This is a genomic window from Anaeromonas frigoriresistens, assembly GCF_016820655.1.
Lineage (GTDB): Bacteria > Bacillota > Clostridia > Tissierellales > SIT17 > Anaeromonas > Anaeromonas frigoriresistens.
Genome location: NZ_WSFT01000016.1, coordinates 99,558 through 118,670 on the forward strand (window position 1 = coordinate 99,558; position 19,113 = coordinate 118,670).

At 29.6% G+C, this 19,113-nt stretch carries 22 protein-coding genes; 4 read left to right on the forward strand and 18 right to left on the reverse strand.

Going from position 1 to position 19,113, the window contains the following annotated elements:
* Positions 1–2 precede the first annotated feature (2 nt).
* The gene (locus GOQ27_RS03180; protein ID WP_203365375.1) at positions 3–797 is read left to right on the forward strand and encodes a MetQ/NlpA family ABC transporter substrate-binding protein; all 795 of its coding nucleotides are present in this window, start codon (positions 3–5) and stop codon (positions 795–797) included.
* A gap of 27 nt (positions 798–824) precedes the next feature.
* Here the strand turns inward: GOQ27_RS03180 and GOQ27_RS03185 are convergent, their stop codons facing one another.
* From GOQ27_RS03185 to GOQ27_RS03200, 4 genes are all read right to left on the reverse strand, one after another.
* On the reverse strand, positions 825–1,613 hold the full coding sequence (locus tag GOQ27_RS03185) for a family 1 encapsulin nanocompartment shell protein (protein WP_252187726.1): 789 nt from the start codon (positions 1,611–1,613) through the stop codon (positions 825–827).
* A 22-nt stretch (positions 1,614–1,635) separates the two neighbouring features.
* Complete coding sequence (locus GOQ27_RS03190) at positions 1,636–1,980, reverse strand: encapsulin-associated ferritin-like protein (protein ID WP_203365376.1); 345 nt, start codon at positions 1,978–1,980, stop codon at positions 1,636–1,638.
* Between the two features lie 99 nt (positions 1,981–2,079).
* On the reverse strand, positions 2,080–4,068 hold the full coding sequence (locus GOQ27_RS03195; protein WP_484477099.1) for a fructose-1,6-bisphosphatase: 1,989 nt from the start codon (positions 4,066–4,068) through the stop codon (positions 2,080–2,082).
* Between the two features lie 89 nt (positions 4,069–4,157).
* Positions 4,158–4,367, reverse strand: coding sequence for a hypothetical protein (locus GOQ27_RS03200; protein ID WP_203365377.1), 210 nt, complete (start codon positions 4,365–4,367; stop codon positions 4,158–4,160).
* Between the two features lie 118 nt (positions 4,368–4,485).
* Here GOQ27_RS03200 and GOQ27_RS03205 point away from each other — a divergent pair, with 118 nt between their 5' ends.
* Entirely contained in the window at positions 4,486–5,064 is a 579-nt protein-coding gene (locus GOQ27_RS03205) for a DNA polymerase ligase N-terminal domain-containing protein (RefSeq protein ID WP_203365378.1), read from the forward strand.
* 1 nt (position 5,065) lies between these two features.
* Positions 5,066–5,941, forward strand: coding sequence for a non-homologous end-joining DNA ligase (gene ligD / locus GOQ27_RS03210; protein WP_203365379.1), 876 nt, complete (start codon positions 5,066–5,068; stop codon positions 5,939–5,941).
* Here the strand turns inward: ligD and GOQ27_RS03215 are convergent, their stop codons facing one another.
* The 14 genes from GOQ27_RS03215 to GOQ27_RS03280 form a co-directional block, all read right to left on the reverse strand.
* Positions 5,942–6,097 (reverse strand): hypothetical protein, encoded by a 156-nt coding sequence (locus GOQ27_RS03215; RefSeq protein WP_203365380.1) that lies wholly within the window; start codon positions 6,095–6,097, stop codon positions 5,942–5,944. It lies immediately after the preceding gene.
* A gap of 12 nt (positions 6,098–6,109) precedes the next feature.
* Positions 6,110–7,963 carry a ferrous iron transport protein B gene (gene feoB, locus GOQ27_RS03220; RefSeq protein WP_203365381.1) on the reverse strand — a complete coding sequence of 618 codons (1,854 nt, stop codon included), beginning with the start codon at positions 7,961–7,963 and terminating at the stop codon, positions 6,110–6,112.
* An 11-nt stretch (positions 7,964–7,974) separates the two neighbouring features.
* Positions 7,975–8,232, reverse strand: a complete 258-nt coding sequence (locus GOQ27_RS03225; protein WP_203365382.1) for a FeoA family protein — start codon at positions 8,230–8,232, stop codon at positions 7,975–7,977.
* 206 nt (positions 8,233–8,438) lie between these two features.
* Complete coding sequence (locus tag GOQ27_RS03230; RefSeq protein ID WP_203365383.1) at positions 8,439–9,218, reverse strand: serine hydrolase; 780 nt, start codon at positions 9,216–9,218, stop codon at positions 8,439–8,441.
* A gap of 11 nt (positions 9,219–9,229) precedes the next feature.
* On the reverse strand, positions 9,230–10,405 hold the full coding sequence (locus GOQ27_RS03235) for a M20 metallopeptidase family protein (protein WP_203365384.1): 1,176 nt from the start codon (positions 10,403–10,405) through the stop codon (positions 9,230–9,232).
* A complete protein-coding gene (locus tag GOQ27_RS03240) occupies positions 10,398–11,330 on the reverse strand; it encodes a S66 peptidase family protein (RefSeq protein ID WP_203365385.1) in 933 nt (310 codons plus the stop codon). Before GOQ27_RS03240 ends, GOQ27_RS03235 begins: the two co-directional genes overlap by 8 nt.
* Before the next feature lie 54 nt (positions 11,331–11,384).
* Positions 11,385–11,918 carry a spore maturation protein gene (locus GOQ27_RS03245; RefSeq protein WP_203365386.1) on the reverse strand — a complete coding sequence of 178 codons (534 nt, stop codon included), beginning with the start codon at positions 11,916–11,918 and terminating at the stop codon, positions 11,385–11,387.
* Positions 11,919–11,934: 16 nt separating this feature from the next.
* Positions 11,935–12,561: a nucleoside recognition domain-containing protein gene (locus tag GOQ27_RS03250; RefSeq protein WP_203365387.1), complete on the reverse strand. Its 627-nt coding sequence runs from the start codon at positions 12,559–12,561 to the stop codon at positions 11,935–11,937.
* A gap of 55 nt (positions 12,562–12,616) precedes the next feature.
* The gene (lysA, locus tag GOQ27_RS03255; RefSeq protein WP_203365388.1) at positions 12,617–13,954 is read right to left on the reverse strand and encodes a diaminopimelate decarboxylase; all 1,338 of its coding nucleotides are present in this window, start codon (positions 13,952–13,954) and stop codon (positions 12,617–12,619) included.
* A 210-nt stretch (positions 13,955–14,164) separates the two neighbouring features.
* Complete coding sequence (locus GOQ27_RS03260) at positions 14,165–16,015, reverse strand: sigma-54 interaction domain-containing protein (RefSeq protein WP_203365389.1); 1,851 nt, start codon at positions 16,013–16,015, stop codon at positions 14,165–14,167.
* Between the two features lie 53 nt (positions 16,016–16,068).
* Positions 16,069–16,881: a zinc transporter ZupT gene (gene zupT / locus GOQ27_RS03265; RefSeq protein ID WP_203365390.1), complete on the reverse strand. Its 813-nt coding sequence runs from the start codon at positions 16,879–16,881 to the stop codon at positions 16,069–16,071.
* 119 nt (positions 16,882–17,000) lie between these two features.
* On the reverse strand, positions 17,001–17,531 hold the full coding sequence (locus GOQ27_RS03270) for a permease (protein WP_252187727.1): 531 nt from the start codon (positions 17,529–17,531) through the stop codon (positions 17,001–17,003).
* Positions 17,528–18,010 carry a permease gene (locus tag GOQ27_RS03275; RefSeq protein WP_203365391.1) on the reverse strand — a complete coding sequence of 161 codons (483 nt, stop codon included), beginning with the start codon at positions 18,008–18,010 and terminating at the stop codon, positions 17,528–17,530. Before GOQ27_RS03275 ends, GOQ27_RS03270 begins: the two co-directional genes overlap by 4 nt.
* A gap of 4 nt (positions 18,011–18,014) precedes the next feature.
* The gene (locus GOQ27_RS03280; RefSeq protein WP_203365392.1) at positions 18,015–18,335 is read right to left on the reverse strand and encodes a cupin domain-containing protein; all 321 of its coding nucleotides are present in this window, start codon (positions 18,333–18,335) and stop codon (positions 18,015–18,017) included.
* Between the two features lie 103 nt (positions 18,336–18,438).
* Between GOQ27_RS03280 and GOQ27_RS03285 the strand changes: the two genes are divergently transcribed.
* Positions 18,439–19,098: a Crp/Fnr family transcriptional regulator gene (locus GOQ27_RS03285; protein ID WP_207751256.1), complete on the forward strand. Its 660-nt coding sequence runs from the start codon at positions 18,439–18,441 to the stop codon at positions 19,096–19,098.
* The last annotated feature ends 15 nt before the right edge of the window (positions 19,099–19,113 follow it).

Below are 19,113 nucleotides of genomic sequence, written 5' to 3' on the forward strand. Positions count from 1 at the left end.
AATTGAAAAAAATCATATTTATATTATTAATAATATTGTCAATTGTATTTACAGGTTGTAATGATGAGCAGTCATCAGATAATACATTAAAGGTAGGAGCTACTCCTATTCCCCATGGAGAAATATTAGAAATTGTAAAAGATAATTTAGCAGAGGAAGGAATAACTTTAGAAATTATTGAGTTCACTGATTATGTTAAACCTAATTTAGCTTTATCTGAAGGAGAAATAGATGCAAATTTCTTTCAACATGTTCCTTATCTAGAAAATTTCAATAAAAACAATAATACAGATATAGTTTCCTTAGGGCAAATTCACCTAGAGCCCCTAGGAATATATTCAAATACTATAAAAGAAATAAAAGATCTGAAGAAAGAAAGTAGTATAGCTATACCTAATGATCCTACAAATGGTGGAAGAGCTTTAATGCTTCTTGAAAAAAACGGCCTTATAAAGTTAGATAAAAATGCCGGACTACTAGCAACAGAAAAAGATGTAACCCATAATCCTAAGAACTTACAATTTAAAGCTCTTGAAGCTGCTCAAATTCCAAGATCTTTAGATGATGTGGATTTAGCTATTATAAATGGAAATTATGCTTTAGAGGCTAATTTAACTCCTACAGAAGATGCTCTAATTATAGAAGAAAAAGATTCTCCTTATGCTAATATAATTGCAATAAGAAAAGCGGACGAGAATAAAGAAAATTTAAAACTTCTTCTAAAAGTTTTACAAAGTAAAGAAGTTGAAGAATTTATTGCAAAAAAATATAACGGCAGTGTAATCCCCGGATTTTAAAAGACTCCCATTAATGGGAGTCTTCTTTTAGATATTATATTTAATAATAATATCTGGATCTAATACTCTAAATGTAAAAGATTCAGTTATAAAGAATTTCACTTTATTATTATCACTATTTTGATACCCTATAGATAAATCTTTACCTATTGTCATTTCTAAGTCGTCATGATCACAAGGTATTAGGAAAGCACCATCTACAACATGACTATATATAACTTCCATACCTAATAATTCTTCTAACCTTGCTAATAATGGATATCCCGTACAATTTGCATTAATTCTTTTATATGCTTCTTTTCCTACTATCAATGCATAAGGTTTACCAGCAAATGCATCTTGAAGTCTTAATATTCCTTCAGATACTGCTGCTAATATCTCATCACCATTCTTCCCAAAGTTCATAGTATTTTGTTCTGAGGAGCTTTTCAATCCTTCAATCATACCTTTTTCTAACCCATTATATATCGCATTCTCTTCAAATAAAGCAATTTTTCTTACTGCTTCTTCTAGATTCTCTAACTCTACATCCTTTGCTCCTCTTACTATATTGTCCATTTCCCATCTATCTAACTCAAATTCTACTCTACTTTCAACTAAAGGCTTTACTTTATATAGTCCAAAGTCAGTATCTGTTTTGTCATCTTTTACAGGCTCTATACGTCCTTCAGGAACTACAGTATATCCCCATCCCTTTGGACCAGTTACATTGACTACTTTTCTTGCGGATAAATAGTTTGAAAGAACTTCTTTAGCTCTGTCATCTATTTCTTCCCACATTTCCTCTGTTATAGGTGCTAAATTTCTCTTTAACATTTACATTCCCCTTCCTATAAATTTATTTCAATTTACCTATTCCTAAATCTCCATCATTATTATCCTCATCTTCTTCAGCTTTTTCTTCTACTTCAAGAATTGGATCTTCAGTAAATAAATATGTACGTAATTGCTCATCCCATCCTGGCATATTTCTCCTTAACCATTCCAGTGCCATACAAGCGTGCTCTATCTCTTCATTCCTATTGTGAGCCATTATAGCCTTTAATTGTTCATCTTTTGTAGCTACTACTCTTTGATGATACCAATCTACAGCTTCAACCTCTTCCATCAAACTGTGCAATGCTCTTACATAATTTCTAGACTCCTCATCTAGTAAGTCTATTGACTCATGATAATCATTCATACAAACTACCTCCCTTTAATTTCTCTGTCTTCTAAAATATTACCCTATATACTATAAATTAAACATAAGAAAAAGACTTCTACAGTAGAAGTCTTTTTCTTATTCGATATCCTCATTTATTAATCCCATTCTATATGCTGCTAACAATCTTTCTAAAGAGTTTACTCTTTCTTTTATTTCTTTTCCTTTATCTGTATCATAAATATACTCTCTTTTATCCATTTTTTCTAATAATTCTAATGTAGATAGTATATCTTTTTCTTCAACAATTGCTTTTTCTTTAGATTCAAATGGTTCATGGGATGCTAATCTTATACCATAGGAATTATATATTAACGTATAACCAGCTATTCCTGTCTTTGATTGATAAGCTTTAGAAAAACCTCCATCAATCACTAGTAATTTACCATTACCTTTGATTGGACTCTCTCCCTTTGATACTTTAACTGGGACATGTCCATTTATGATATGTGATTCATTAGGATTAAGACCAAATTCCTCTAATATTTTATTTAGTATATCCTCATTATCTCTAAATTTATAATAAGGATCTTTTATTTCTATATGAGTACTTTTATCATCAATAAAGTATCTTTCAAATGTAGTCATTCTATCTTTTCCAAACAACGGAGAATTTCCATTGCACCATAAATACCACATTATATCTTGTCCATAGAGCCCTTTATCTAATTCATTATTATTAAAATAAGTCATTCTAACTAGAAAATCTAATTTGTCAAAAAGTGATTTTCCATATAGAGACTCATTGCCTAATTTTACTTCTCTAAAGTTTCCATCTTCAGTCATAGGAATACAACTGTGGTATAAAAGATTTGAATTATATCTTAGATACATACTTCCATTAGAGTACAGGAACTTTATATGTTTTTGAAGTTTATCACTACCCATAAAACATTCTTTGATTCTATTTAAAATTCTTTCTTCTTCTTCAGTTAATCTATAAGGATCATTTATATCTATTGTTGGGAAATTTGTATCATTCATCAAATATTTCTTTCCATTAATCTCTATAGTATAATCTTGATAATTTATTTTATCTAATAACAATCTCTCTTCCATTTCATAATTTGGGCTATTTTCTATAAGTTGACCTTCTAACTTGAATTGTATGATAGATATTGCTTTGTGCATCTTTGATAATAATTCTAAGTCTTTTTCTTGATAATAGTTTTCTATTGGTTTTTTTGGAATAAAACTTCTTGATTTATCATCTTTATAAGTATTTAATGCAAAAGTAGCTAATGGTAATAAGTTTATCCCATATCCTTCTTCTAATGTGGCTAAATTAGCATATCTTAATGCTATTCTGACCACATTAGTTATACAAGCTAAAGATCCACTAGCTGCCCCCATCCATAAAATATCATGATTTCCCCATTGAATATCTACTGAGCTACTTCTTTCAATTAAGTCATCTATAATTTTATGAGCATAAGGTCCTCTATCATATATATCTCCTACTATATGAAGTCTATCTATTGCTAGTCTTTGAATTAACTTTGCTATAGCAATTATAAACTCATCCGATCTATCGATTCCTATTATAGTATCAATAATATTATTAAAATAGTCATGCTTATTTAATCTTTCTTCATCCTCGTGCAATAATTCCTCTATTATATATGAAAAATCCTTAGGCAATGTCTTCCGCACTCTGGATCTAGTATATTTAGAAGAAACTATCCTACATATTTTTATTAATTGTATTAAAGTAATTCTATACCACTCATTTAAATCATCAACTTCTTTTTTTATTAAATCAATTTTTTCTTCTGGATAATATAGTAATGTAGCTAATTTCTTTTTTTCATCAAGGTCTAAGCTATCATCAAAGATATCATCTATCTTTAATTTTAATACCCCAGATGCATTTCTTAATACATAACTAAAAGCTTCATACTCCCCATGAATATCTGTCAAAAAGTGTTCTGTACCTTTGGGAAGATTTAAAATAGCATTTAAATTTATGATTTCAGATGTAACTGAAGATATAGAAGGATAATCCTCTGATAATAGCTTTAAGTAATTAATATCCTTCATTAATTCATCAATAGTGACATTCTTCAATGTAATTCCCCCTGTTTAACATGTAATATACTCTTATAATATAACATATTTCAATATTTGTGAAAACAAAATAGATGGATAAATTCCATCTATTTTCTAAATAACTTCTTAAATATTCCTTTTTTCTTTTCTTTTCTTTGGAGAGAGTTCTGACTTTTTAAGAAAGGCCATTGTTCTTTGGCATACTCTTCTCCACCAATACAGGTGTTGCCCTCTATATAATATTCATTTCCATCCTTTTGGAGGGTTATATAGCAATTTCTTCCACAACCATCACATTGGAATTTATTATTTTTCATAAAATACCTCCCAATACTATATCCCATTAATTATAACATTTAACGACAGTTTATTAAAGAATGATAAAGTTTATGATCAATATTTTCTGGTAAATATATTATAAGAGGAGTTGGTATAATGTCTAATGAAAAACTTAATAAATATAATGAAAAAAGAAAATTCAGCTCTACACCAGAACCTAAAGGAAATTCAAGTAAGAACAGTGATAAACCAATTTTTGTAATACAAAAACATAATGCATCTAATCTACATTATGATTTCAGAATAGAAATAGATGGAGTTCTAAAATCATGGGCTATACCCAAAGGTCCTTCTACCGATCCAAGGAAAAGACGATTAGCTATGCCTACTGAAGATCATCCAATGAAATATGCAGACTTTGAGGGAGTTATCCCTAAAGGAAATTATGGTGCTGGTGAGGTTATTGTATGGGATAATGGAACTTATGAAAATCTTAAAGAAAACAACTCACCCACTGTAGAGGAATCATTAAAAGAGGGTCACTTAACCATATGGCTGAATGGCAAAAAATTGAAAGGTGGTTATGCTTTAATAAGGACAAGTAAAGGCAAGGACGAAAGATGGATATTAGTGAAAATGAAAGATGATGAGGCTGATGCTAGAAGAAATCCTACTAGCACAGAAAACAATTCTGTCCTTAGTGGTAAAACCATAGAAGAAGTAAAGGATGAGTAATATGCAGATATATGATAAGAAAATTGAAATTAAGAATACAGATAAAGTTCTATTCCCCAAAACTAATATTACCAAAGGAGATTTAATTGACTACTTTGATAAAATATCTAAATATATGTTACCTCACATTAAAAACCGACCTTTAACTATGCATAGGTTCCCAAATGGAATTGAGGATATAGACTTTTATGAAAAGCAAATTCCAAGCCACTTTCCTAGTTGGTTTAACCGAATAGATGTAAAAAACAAAAGTAAAGGATATACAATTTATCCACTATGTGATGATAAACTATCCTTAGTATACCTTGCCAATCAAGCATGTATATCTCATCATATATGGTTGACTACAAAGAATAGCTTAGAATGCCCAGATAAAATGATATTTGATTTAGATCCTCCAAAAAAGGGAAATTTTAGTATAGTAATAAAAGCAGCTAAATCATTAAAGAAAGTTTTAGAAGAAAAATCACTAGTACCATATGTAATGACAACTGGTTCATCCGGACTTCATATAGTTGTTCCAATAAAGCAAGAAAAGAGTTTTGATGAAATAAGAGAAATTGCTAAAGACATTTCTCAAGAAGTTGTTAATAAAGACGAAGATCTATACACCATTGAACAAAGAAAGGAAAAAAGAGAAAATAAAATATTTATAGATTATCTTCGAAATGCCTATGGACAAACTTCTATTGCTCCCTATAGCATTCGAAGTAAAGAACACGCCCCAGTAGCTACTCCTTTAGATTGGAATGAATTAGATGGTGATTTAACTCCTACAAAATATAATATAAAAAATATATTTAGACGCCTAGGACAAAAAGAAGATCCTTGGAAGGATATGTATCATAATAAAAGAACTATAAAAAAGATGGGTTAATTAACCCATCTTTTTGAATATACTACAGCCTTTACATTCTGAACATTTTTTTAAAAGTATATTATTACATCTTGGACACCTAATAAGATTAGGATCCTTTATTTTATTGTTACATTGAGAACATATTCTTACACCTTCTGTAGTATTACAATTCATATTTTCATCTCCTTAAGCAAACAGGCTCAATACTCTATATAATATTCCTCCAGTAATAAATGCTATAACCCAACTTGAGATCCAAATTGTCACTGCTTCTGTTTTACTTCTTTCTTTAAGCATAATTATCATGGCTGCAATACATGGAACAAATAGAGTAATAGTAACTAACGAAACAATTGTTTGATCAGCAGTCATAGTAAGTGAACTTAACCCTGCTGCTCCAAAGTCACGACGAACTATACCCATAATAAATGCTGTAGCAGTTTCTTTAGGTAGTCCTAACCACCCTACTGTTATTGGCTCTACTGCATTTTGTATAGCTACTAGTATACCACTGTATTGAAGTAAAGTTATTGCTATTGCACCTATAATAAATATAGGTCCAGCTTCTTTTATAAAGGATATTGATTTCATATATGTTTTTCTCAGCACATTACCTATTCTTGGTATTCTTAATGGTGGTAAGTCAATTAATAGATCAGTTGACTCTCCAGGTAGTATTTTATTTAATATAGTTCCTGATAACACATATACTATAAAGATGGTAATTGCATATATTATTAAATATTTTACTCCTAATGGAGCAATTAAACCTACAATAACACCTATCTGTGCTGAACAAGGTATTGCTAAGCCAAGTAAAAATACAGCAATTATTCTTTCTCTTTTAGATCCTAACATTCTAGTAGTTATTGTAGCCATTGTTACACAACCAAAACCTAATATCATTGGTATTACTGCCCTACCATTCAATCCAATAGAAGTTAATAATCTATCAACTAAAGCAGCTATTCTTGGTAAATACCCTGAGTCTTCTAATACTGATAAGAATAAATAGAAACCTACTACTAAGGGTAATAATAATCCTAAAGTATATGTTACTGACATAGTTAATATCCCAAATTCCCCTATAAGAATCTGACCTATAAAGGAAGATTCAGGAATAAAATTTTCTACTATTCCTCTAATGAAAGGTTCATAGGTTTCAATAAAAATAGTTTCTTCAGTTATTCCAACTACTGTTTGAGCAATAAATACTCCTACAAACTCATACAACAGATATAATGCTCCTAATAACATAGGGATTCCTGTTAATGGCTTAAGCATTAATCTTCCTAATTTTGTGCTAAAGCTTGTACTGTCCGTTGTTTCCGTTACTACTCTATCAATTATATTGTTAACTCTTTCTCTTCTATCTAAATACACTTGCTCTCTATAATCTATAACTTCAACATTATTTTTGGCGATAACATGAGGATCTCCCTCCATTATTAATACTGCTTCTGCTTTATTAGTTGATTTTTTTGTTATTTCTTCCAATTCTTTTGTAAGTTTTATACTACTATTTCCTATTTCAGCTAAGTGTAGAGAATTCTTCACCTTATCAAGACCCTCTCCCTTTGGAGCAATGGTCGGTATAACTGGCACACCTAATTCTTCACTTAATCTGTCTATATTAATTTGCAATCCATTCTTTTTGGCTTCATCCATCATATTAATAGCAACTATTGTAGGAATACCCATATCAATAATCTGTTGTGTTAAAAATAAATCCCTCTCTAAATGTACGGCATCTATTACGTTCACAACTAAATCTGCCGATGCTATAGCATCTCTAGCAACTATTTCTTCATCATTAAATGAAGAAACTCCATATACTCCAGGTGTATCTATTATTACATAGTCTCTAAATTTGCCTGAACTAATATCTAAAGTTGTTCCAGGAAAATTAGATACATCTACATATACTCCTGTAAATGAGTTAAAAAATATTGATTTTCCTACATTGGGATTACCAGCAAGTACTACTTTTCGTGCCCCTTCTGGAATATCTATCTGATGACTTATATTACAACAATCCATTCTGTCTCCTCCTATCTTGCTATAGCTGCTTCACCCACAGCTTCCTTTGATTGTATTTCATCGACCGTTATTTTATTTGCTAATTTTCTACCTACAGCAATTTCTTGTAAATTTTTTTTAAGAACTATTGGGCCACCGGGTATTTTCTCAATGCACTCAACTGTTGATCCTTCAGAAATTCCAAATCTTAAGGTTTTAGCCCTAATCATAGGATCAGGAATGTTAATTATTTTAAATTTGTCTCCTCTATTCACATCAGATAAATTCATCAATAATGCCTCCTCTATAATAATTATATTCATTGTCTGTTGAAATCTATTCTCATTATAGCATAAAAAAAATAATATGTAGTGATATTTATCACATATTTAATATTTAACTGATAATAGTTTTCATTTGGTGGTTTAATTATAAACTTTTGATATATTTTTGTCAATAGCTTTTACTATACTTTTATTTAATAAAACCCATGGAGTTATTTTCCATAGGTTTCATTAAAATATTTATATACCTTTTCAGATATGTTTCCAATAACTTTTCTACCATATATATTATCTATTCCGTCCCATGTTAACATACAAAATAGATACTCTCTATTATCTATTGACACTACCCCTGCATCATGATTTAAATTAGGTAAATCACCTGTTTTATGATATATTTTTGAATTGCTTTTATCTATATTCCTTGACATCATTCTATTATCTACTTGCTTACTCATTATATGCATCATTTCATCACAGTAACTTTCATCAATTAAATCTTTATAATAAATTTTCTTTAGAATATATGCGATATCTCTTACTGAAGTAGTGTTATCAAAGCCTTGTTTCTTTTTTTCAAAATCCATCATTTTTCTATTTATTACAGTTTCTTTTAATCCATGTTTATGTATAAAATCATTAATATTCTCCATGCCTAAAATATCTATAATTTCGTTAGTAGCAGTATTATCACTTAAATTCATCATTAAAAATATTAAATCTTTTATTGAAAAACAATAACTAGAAAGATTTCTTATAAGACTTCCTCCCACAATGTTTTCTCCATTTATGGTCACATTTTTTTCTAACATAAATTTATTCTGATAAACTTGATTAAATGCCTCTGCCATTATAAAAATTTTAATCATACTGGCAGCTGATACTGACTCTTCAGTGTTTATATCAAATATAATTTTATTATCTTTTAGATCTTCGACGTATAAGCTATATTTCAGTTTATCTTCATCTATAAGCTTATGAATATCAAACATTATTTCACTCCTTATTTTAAAAATTTAATGACATTGGATACTTGCATTGCAACTCCAATAGGTAAGCAATCTTCATCAATATTAAATCTATCATGATGTCCATCATAAATTATTCCATTTTCTTCGTTTCTACATCCTAGTCTATAGTAAGCTCCCTTTGCTTTGTTCAAGAAATATGCGAAATCTTCCACCCCTAAACTTGGTTCATTAATTATAATAATGTTTTCTTCACCTAGTAATTTTTCACCATTATGCTTTACTAAGTCCACCATATCATCATGATTGATCAATGCAGCGTAACCTTCCTCACGAATAAATTCTCCTCTCCCTCCTAAAGTTCTTGGTATACCTTCCACTATATTTTGGATTCTAGATAAAGCCATTTCTCTAGTTTTTGGAGTAAGAGTCCTTAAAGTCCCTCTTATTTGAACAGAATTCGCGATAATATTGTGCTGAGTACCCCCGTTTATTGTGCCTAATGACACCACTGCAGAATCAACGGGACTTATATTTCTACTTACAATAGACTGTAATGCATTAATAACTTGAGCTGTTATCATGATACTATCGATACCGCTTTGAGGATATGCACCATGGGTACTCTCACCCAATATTTTAATATTTAATGTATCAGAGGATGCATTCATTTTATCATATTTTATTCCAATTTTTCCAACAGGTATTTCTGGAGCAACATGAAGTCCAAATATAGCATCAACCTTTGGATTCTCCATAACTCCTGCTTCTATCATTGGTTGAGCCCCTCCAACTGTTTCTTCAGCTGGTTGAAATATTAGTTTAATATTCCCTTTTATATCACCCTTTATTTCATTTAATATTTTAGCTGTACCTAGAAGTATAGTCATATGAGCATCATGACCACAAGCATGCATTTTTCCATCTACTTTAGATTTGTATGATACATCATTTTTTTCCAAAATAGGTAGCGCATCCATATCAGCCCTAAGAGCTACAGTTTTACCTTTCTCAGCACCTTTTATTAGACCTACTACTCCTGTATTAGCAACTCCTCTTTGATATTCTATACCCATTTCATCTAATAAGTTGCATATTTTTTCTGAAGTTTTAAACTCTTCCATGCCTAATTCAGGACATATATGAAAATCTCTTCTTACTTTTATCAACCAGTCTTTAATATCTTTAGACTTATTCAATATATTATCCATCTATCGTTACTCGCTCCTTTATAATTAGTCTTCCTTCATCTCCGTTCACTTCAACTTTTGATCCAAATGGTAATGTAATATTAGGTGTACAATGGCCAGACTTTAGATTGTATATAATTGGTACTCTTAATGGTATCAATATATCCTCAAAAACTTCCATTAAAGATTGATCTTCTTTATCTTCTTGTACGCAGTTATTAAAATCTCCCAAAACTATCCCACGAACAGAATCTAGTTTCCCAGCTAATTTTAATTGCATCAACATTCTATCTATTCTAAATGTATACTCACCTATATCTTCTATAAAAAGTATTTTATCCTCTGTGTCAATCTCATATGGTGTACCAATAGTTCCAGAAATAAGAGCTAAGTTTCCGCCTATTAACTCTCCCTCTGCTATACCTTTAACTATGGATTTAATTTTTTCTCCCTCAGGATTATTAATCTCTAACGTATTTTCACTTGTCATTAGCACTTCTTTAAATGATTGCAAAGAGAAGCTATCTAATCCATCCCTCATATCACTTACTGTCATGGGGCCATGAAATGTTATTAGATTAGCTCTATTATTAATAGCTATATGTAATGCAGTAATATCACTATAACCCATGAATATTTTTGGATTTTCTTTAATTAAATCATAGTCTATTTTTTCTAGTATTCTATGAACTCCATAACCACCTCTTATACAAAATATTGCATCTACATCTTTATCTTTAAACATATCATTAATATTTTTTGCCCTTAACTCATCATCTCCTGCTAAATACCCTTTCTTACTATAGCAGCTGTCACTTACTTTTACTTTAAATCCTTGAGACTTTAAATACTCAATTGACTTATCTACCTTTTCTTTTGATGAATCGCTAGCAGGAGCTACTAATCCTATAGTATCTCCTTTTCTTAACATTTTAGGTTTAAACATATAATCTCTTCCTTTCTAAAAAAATAAGGGCATATGCCCTTATTTTTATTATTATTAAAACATTAAATTCGCCACTACTACTGCTGTTATTATTCCCACTGCATCAGCTATTAAGCCAGCCGGTAAAGCGTGCCTAGTTTTTCTAATTGAAACTGCTCCAAAGTATACTGCTAATACATAAAATGTAGTCTCTGTTGAACCCATCATTACGGAAGACATTCTTCCTATAATAGAATCCGGACCATGAGTTTCAAATAAGCTGTTCATTATACCAGAAGCTCCACCACCTGAAAGTGGTCTCATTAAAGCCATAGGTAATACTTCAGATGGCATACCTATAAGACTTGTTATAGGGTTTAATGCTTTAGTGAATAGTTCCATTGCTCCTGACGCTCTAAAAATACCTATTCCCACCAACATAGCTACTAAGTACGGTATTATCTTAACAGCTGTATAGAATCCATCTTTTGCCCCTTCTGTAAAGGCTTCATAAACTTTTACTTTTTTAAACATACCATAAGTTGGTATAGCAAGTAAAATAAATGGTATTGCATATTTTGAAATAACTTCCATTATTGTAATAAACATTTATAATCCCCCTTTATTATTTAGATTCTGCAGTCTTTTTATTTCTACTTGGATTTGTAGAAGAGAAAATCGGTAGTTTCTGTAAAGTTTTTACAGCTATTACAGCAGCAATAGTTGATGCAATAGTTGCTATTATTGCTGGCCCTATTATTTCAGTAGGATTAGCTGATCCTGCTGCAGATCTATAAGCTATTACTGTTGCAGGGATTAGTGTAACACTTGAGGTATTAATAGCTAAGAATGTACACATTGCATTTGAAGCTGTTTCTTTATCCTCGTTAATTTCATTTAATTCTTTCATTGCTTTAAGTCCTAATGGTGTTGCTGCATTACCTAACCCTAACACATTTGCAGCCATGTTCATAATCATTGCTCCCATTGCTGGATGATCAGCGGGTACTTCTGGGAATAGTCTAACCATTAAAGGTCTTAAAGCCCTAGCTAAAAGATTAACTAAACCAGATTCTTCAGCAATTTTCATAATACCTAACCAAAGAGCCATTACTCCAATAAGTCCTAAAGATAATTCTACAGCTAATTCTGCATTTTCAATAGCAGCATCAGTTACCGCTGAAATATCTCCAGTAAAAGTTGCTACAAGTATTCCTATTGCAATGAATAGAAACCAAATAATATTAATCATATAACCCCACTCCTTATATATTTTTTTTGAAAAATAACTCATCTTTTTAAAAAAATTATATAATACCCTTTACCTTAGATGGACTAATCTCCTTATTACTTAACATTTTAGGTATTCTTTCTCCCCTTAGTAAATCTTCATAACCTTGTCTTTCCACCATAACTTCAGCTTGACCGTTATTTATCAAAACTACTGCTGATCTTAGACTCCTGTTGTAATTGCTTGCCATAGAAAAATTATAAGCTCCAGTATTATATACTGCTAAAATATCACCAGGAACTATATGAGGCACTTCTAAATTCTTCATAAGAATATCTCCAGACTCACAACATTTACCTGCTATTGTAACTTCACAAACTTTTTCTTTATTCATCTTATTAGCTATATCTCCATAATATTTTGCTCCATAAAGGGAAGGTCTTGGATTATCTGTCATTCCTCCATCGATAGCTACATATGTCCTTAATCCTGGAATCTCTTTAATACTACCAATAGTATAAAGAGTAGTACCAGCTTCACCTACTATCCATCTACCTGGTTCTATCATAATCTCAGGCATAGAAAGATTATATTCAGAAATTTTCAAACTTATTCTGTCCATTAAAGGTTTGATAAAATATTTTAATGATCTTCTGATGTCATCTTTCAAGTGAGGAATCCCATATCCTCCTCCCGTATTTAATTCTTCTGTGATATACCCTAGGTCATCTTTTAATTCTTTCATTAATCTAATAGCTATATCCACAGCCTCAATATGGGATGTATTATCAAACAATTGGGAACCTACATGAAAGTGGAAACCTTTCATTCCTATACTTTCTGATGATAAGGCTTTTTTAACAGCATCTGTTATTATGTCTTTTTCTAATGGAATGCCAAATTTAGAATCTTTTTGTCCAGTAGTAATGTACTTATGAGTATCACTATTGACCCCTGGAGTTATTCTATATAGAATATTCACTTTTTTGTCTAACTTTAGAGCAATTTGTTCTATTAATTCAAACTCATAAAAGTTATCTACCACTATTCTTCCTATTTCATTTTCAATAGCCATATACAATTCTTCATAACTTTTATTGTTTCCATGAAATATTATTTTTTCAGTAGGAAAATCAGCTTTTAAAGCTGTATATAATTCTCCACCAGATACTACATCAAGACCTAAGCCCTCCTTTTCAACTATTTTACACATAGCCATTGTCAAAAAAGATTTACTAGCATATAGGGCTCTAGTATTTTTATACTCTGATAAGAACACCTTATATATCTCTCTACATCTTTCTTCTATTTTTTGCTGAGATACTACATAGAGAGGTGTTCCAAATTCTTTAGCCAGTTTAACGGTATCACATCCATCTATTATTAAATTACTATTTGCATTTTTATTAGTCATATTTATCCCTCTTTCATTTAACTTTATATGACTAATTATATTGCAATTAGTGTGCCAAGCCATAAGCTAGTAAAGTAGGAATATATACTAATATTAAGTTCAAATAATTCCGTAAAACTGAACCACTTTTTATATTGCACCTTACATCGTTGTATCTTTCTAGTGTTTATAGATTAAAAACTATTCCGTATCATCGGAACGATTCCGTCATTACGGAGTATTTATGCCATACTTTTTTAATTTATCGTAAAAACTTGTTTTCTTAATACCTAATAACTTCATTGCTTTCTTTTTATCTCCTTTAGTTATTCTTAATGTTTTAACTATATGATTCTTTTCAGCTTCTATAATAGCTTCTTTTAAATTTAATAAATCTTTATTTTTCTCATCAAATTCTATATGAATATTCCGAGACATTATAGTATTACCATCAGTTAAATTAATAGCTCTTTCTAATATATTTTCTAATTCTCTTATATTACCTGGCCAGGAATAAGTTAATAATTTATTTAAAGCTTCGGAAGAAAGTCTCTTAATTTTAGTTCCAGCTTTATAACATACTTTGGGTAATAATTGATAGACTAATGAGTATATATCTTCTTTTCTTTCTCGTAAGGGAGGTATTCGTATAGGGAAAACATTAATTCTATAATATAAATCTTCTCTAAAGTTTCCCTTTAAAACCTCTTTTTCTAGATTTTTATTTGTTGCAGCTATTATTCTAACATCAACATGTATTTTTTTAGCTCCTCCAACTTTATAAAAACTTTTATTTTGAAGAACTTGTAGGAGTTTAACTTGCATTGCTGGAGATATCTCCCCGATTTCATCAAGAAATATTGTACCTTTATCAGCTAGTTCAAAATATCCTTTTTTCCCTTCAGATTTAGCTCCAGTAAAGGCTCCTTTTTCATATCCAAAAAGTTCACTTTCAAGTAAACTTTCTGGTATTCCTCCACAATTTACAGCTATAAAAGGGTTGTCCTTTCTATCACTTACATTATGAATTTCCTTTGCTAGAAGGCTTTTTCCAGTTCCACTTTCTCCAAATATCAGTAATGTTGAATTAGTTTTAGAAGCTTTATATGCTAATCTCTTTATATTTGTAATTTTTGAACTTTCTCCTATAATATTAGGAAAAATCTTTGACAAGTCTATTTCCCCTATAAATTTCTTTTGCATTGTTTCTATTTTAATTAAGGCATCATCTCTTTCTTTTATAACTCTTCTTATCTCAGAAAGATCTTCTACCTTGAGTAAGGCACCTACTCTTTTATTAGATTTATTGATAGGAATAAAAGTACAAGATGTAGGTCTACCATTAATTTCTATGAATTTGTCTGTGAAAGAAATATCTTTTTCTTCTGCAGATTTTATAAATTCTTTTATTTCCGGTATATACCCATGGATATCAAATATATTCTTACCAATTACCTCCACTAACTTACTCCCTTTACCTTTTTCCATAAACTTATTGCCTAAAAATATATCGTGAATACTTTCTTTTCTTATAGTATATCCTTTACCTTGATAAAACTTTATATCTTGAGTATTTCTATCTAATATAACCATATGACCAATAGCTTTAATATATTCCATTTCATACATATGTCCATTTATTTGAATCTTAGTAGCCTTATTATTAAAATCAATAGTTATTCTTATTTTATTTTTTAGAAATTCTGTATTTATCTCTAAATTTTTATGGTCATTATAACTTTTTAGAACTTTATATATAGGTTTGATTTTATCATCTTTATATACACCTATCCCAGCTATAGCATCTCCTAGCTCTATCTCTCCATCATTAATTCCTATATAGGATAGATCACTAGGCGTTAATTCACCATCATCTTGTCCTAAATTATTATTTGCAATTATGACAATATCTCCTTCTTTTATTTGGCCCCCTTTATGTCCTATCCCTGAATCGTATATTATTCCAAATATTTCCTTAGCTCTCTTATTATATAGTTGAATATCACCTTTATTATCAATAAAAATAAGTCCTTCGTTTGCTTCATCAGTAATAGAGTTAGTCAATTCTTTATTAAAAATCAATTTATTCACTCCTTATTAAAAAGGTGATCCCTTTTAGAATCACCTTTAATTATCTATATAAATAATAGTAAACTTAATGACATAACTATCATTCCAAGTATAAGACCGTATATCGAAATATGATGTTCTCCATATTTTTGAGCAGCAGGTAATAATTCATCTAATGAAATATACACCATTATTCCAGCGACCATTCCAAATAATATACCAAAGGTTAGATCATTAAAGAAACTTGATAACAACAGATATCCTACCAAAGCACCTAATGGCTCTGAAAGACCCGATGCAAAAGAATAATAAAATGCTTTTCTTTTATTTCCTGTGGCGTAATATAGAGGTATTGAAACAGCAATCCCCTCAGGAATATTATGAATTGCTACAGCTACAGCAATAGGTATACCTAATGTAGGATCTTTTAATGCAGCCGTAAAAGTTGCTAAACCTTCTGGAAAGTTATGTATTGCTATTGCTAATGCAGACATTAGTCCCATTCTTTTTAAACTATTTTTATTTTCTATATCTTTACTATCTGCATTATCTACAGCTTCTATAGTCTGAACATTATGAGGATTTTCGAAACTTGGTACTAATTTGTCTATTATAGCTATTAAAAATATACCTCCAAAAAATGATAATACCGTTATCCAACTTCCCGTCTTTAAACCAAGTACATCTACTAATGATTCTTTTGCTTTTACAAAGATTTCTACAAAAGAGACATATATCATCACTCCAGCAGAAAAACCCAAAGAAGCAGATAAAAATTTAGTGTTAGTTTTTTTAGTAAAAAAAGCTAGAGCACTACCTATACCAGTAGACAATCCTGCGAATACAGTAAGTCCAAATGCAAATAAAACAGGATTCATGATTTTCACCTCCTATTGTATAATATCTATAATCATATTATAGTATATACCAATTTTTTTTATTAATATAGCTATAATATAAAAACACTTTGTATTTTAAAATACAAAGTGTTTTTATATTATATGATTTTTTCTTTAGGATTTATTTCTTCTATATTAATATTATTTGATATTATTTTAGCCATAATCATAATAGAAATCACAGTTAAAATCCATCTTACTATCATAAATTTAAATCCAATAAATTTAATTTCATTAGCTAAAAGAGGGATCTTTATTACAGCCCAAGAGCTAATAATAATTACTATATTAGATATACTTGCTCCTTTTTTTAATAGAGCACTAGCCATAGGAAAAGCTGCATATATAGGTCCAGCAGATATACTTCCTAAGATAAAGGATAATAAAATACCTTTTTTACCAGAATTATCTCCTAATCTATCTATAATAACTTTTTTTGGTACCCACACATCTATTAGAGTTATTGCTATAAATATGATAGGCATTACCAGCAGCATCTCTTTGATATAGTAACTACTATTATTCAAAGATGTACTTGCTAAATTGATATTAAACAGAGTTATAATTAGATATATAGATATGATAAATATAAGAAACTTATTCTTCTTAAAGAATTTTAGTCCCCTCAAATAATCACCCCCATAACAATAGAGATAATAATAGCAAATCCAAAACTCAACAGATTTCTTTGTATAGAGAACTTAAAGCCAAATCTTTCTTTTTCTATTGGAAAAGTAACTACTCCTACCATAGTTAGAGTTGTAAGAAACCCTGCAATTGGAGCAATATTTGCTCCAGCATCTATTAGAGATCCAGCTAATGGAAAAGCAACAAAGGCTGGAATTAATGTTATACTACCTACAATAGTCGAGAATATCGTAGAAAGATAAATATTTGATTCTCCCATTATTTTCTTTATCATGTCTGGAGGTATTATTGCTAATATTAGTCCTATTAGCAATAATACACCAAATATACTACCAAACATATTTTTCATCATTTTCATATTTTTTTTCATGGATTTTAATGTTTTATCTTTATCCTTAATAAAAGATATTAGTAACCCTATTATTGAAATGATTAAAAATATAATACTAAATATATCCATATTCTTATCTCATATCACTAGGATTAGGGGCTTTTATTACGAATATCTCAAGTAATTCATCATTTTTGTTATTTACATTCATCAATGTTTTATATGGAATGTTTATTATACTTCCCTTGTCATGTTTCTGCTCTTCTTGATCATCTAATTGTAAAGATAATTCTCCTCTTATTACAATCATATATACATTAGAGTTGGCATTATGCTGAGGTAAGCCCTCTCCCTTTGGAAATATCATATGATTTAAATGAAGATTATCATCATTTACAATCTTTTCTACTGTCTTTTCCCTGCTATCACTAAATTTATAAATTTTTTCAATCATTAAAATTCCTCCTTTATATTTACTTTCATATTTATTATAATTATTTATATAACTTAAATCTGTAACCATGGTTACGAAAGGATGATTTTTTATTACTTCTAAATTGTATATTAACATTATCCAGTCAAATTCTTTATTTAAGAACTTATCAAAAGAAAAACTAGAAAAGTTATTTAATGAGGATGATCTTTCTATAAAAAAGTATTCAACAAATGAAATAATTTATTTTCAAAATGAGGAATGCAAATCCTTCGATATATTACTTTCTGGAAAGTTAGTAGTACAAAATCTAGATCAAAATGGAAATATATTAACTATCACTAATTTTTACCCTGGAGATTCTTTTGGAGGTCACTTGATATTTGCTGATAATAATTTTTATCCCATGAATGTAATTTCTAAGTCTGATTCAGTAATATTAAAAATGAAAAAATCATTAGTTTTGAAATTATGTCAGACAGATAGCAATTTCTTATCGGAAATTTTAAGATCTATTTCTAATAAAACTATTATTATAAGTAATAAAATTCATGATATATCATTAAAAACTATTAGGGCATGTATATTAGATTATTTGAAATATGAATATAACCTTCAAAATTCTTTAACATTAAAACTTAGTATGACTAAAAAAGAATGGGCAGAAAAAATAGGAGTACACAGACCTTCTCTTTCTAGAGAACTTATGAAAATGAAACGTGAAGGTTTAATTGATTATACAAGGAAATCAATAACAATAAAAAAAAGAGATATACTAAATTAATATAGAATATCTCCT

Excerpts from the sequence above, each read along its gene's own strand:
- GOQ27_RS03280 (WP_203365392.1), bottom strand. The coding sequence starts at position 18,335 with ATGATTGAAAAAATTTATAAATTTAGTGATAGCAGGGAAAAGACAGTA.
- GOQ27_RS03245 (WP_203365386.1), bottom strand. The coding sequence starts at position 11,918 with ATGTTTATTACAATAATGGAAGTTATTTCAAAATATGCAATACCATTT.
- GOQ27_RS03235 (WP_203365384.1), bottom strand. The coding sequence starts at position 10,405 with ATGGATAATATATTGAATAAGTCTAAAGATATTAAAGACTGGTTGATA.
- GOQ27_RS03225 (WP_203365382.1), bottom strand. The coding sequence starts at position 8,232 with ATGAATTTATCTGATGTGAATAGAGGAGACAAATTTAAAATAATTAAC.
- GOQ27_RS03230 (WP_203365383.1), bottom strand. The coding sequence starts at position 9,218 with ATGTTTGATATTCATAAGCTTATAGATGAAGATAAACTGAAATATAGC.
- feoB (WP_203365381.1), bottom strand. The coding sequence starts at position 7,963 with ATGGATTGTTGTAATATAAGTCATCAGATAGATATTCCAGAAGGGGCA.
- GOQ27_RS03250 (WP_203365387.1), bottom strand. The coding sequence starts at position 12,561 with ATGATTAATATTATTTGGTTTCTATTCATTGCAATAGGAATACTTGTA.
- GOQ27_RS03200 (WP_203365377.1), bottom strand. The coding sequence starts at position 4,367 with ATGAAAAATAATAAATTCCAATGTGATGGTTGTGGAAGAAATTGCTAT.
- ligD (WP_203365379.1), top strand. The coding sequence starts at position 5,066 with ATGCAGATATATGATAAGAAAATTGAAATTAAGAATACAGATAAAGTT.
- lysA (WP_203365388.1), bottom strand. The coding sequence starts at position 13,954 with ATGACTAATAAAAATGCAAATAGTAATTTAATAATAGATGGATGTGAT.
- GOQ27_RS03215 (WP_203365380.1), bottom strand. The coding sequence starts at position 6,097 with ATGAATTGTAATACTACAGAAGGTGTAAGAATATGTTCTCAATGTAAC.
- GOQ27_RS03205 (WP_203365378.1), top strand. The coding sequence starts at position 4,486 with ATGTCTAATGAAAAACTTAATAAATATAATGAAAAAAGAAAATTCAGC.
- GOQ27_RS03190 (WP_203365376.1), bottom strand. The coding sequence starts at position 1,980 with ATGAATGATTATCATGAGTCAATAGACTTACTAGATGAGGAGTCTAGA.
- GOQ27_RS03185 (WP_252187726.1), bottom strand. The coding sequence starts at position 1,613 with ATGTTAAAGAGAAATTTAGCACCTATAACAGAGGAAATGTGGGAAGAA.
- zupT (WP_203365390.1), bottom strand. The coding sequence starts at position 16,881 with ATGAATCCTGTTTTATTTGCATTTGGACTTACTGTATTCGCAGGATTG.
- GOQ27_RS03275 (WP_203365391.1), bottom strand. The coding sequence starts at position 18,010 with ATGGATATATTTAGTATTATATTTTTAATCATTTCAATAATAGGGTTA.
- GOQ27_RS03240 (WP_203365385.1), bottom strand. The coding sequence starts at position 11,330 with ATGTTTAAACCTAAAATGTTAAGAAAAGGAGATACTATAGGATTAGTA.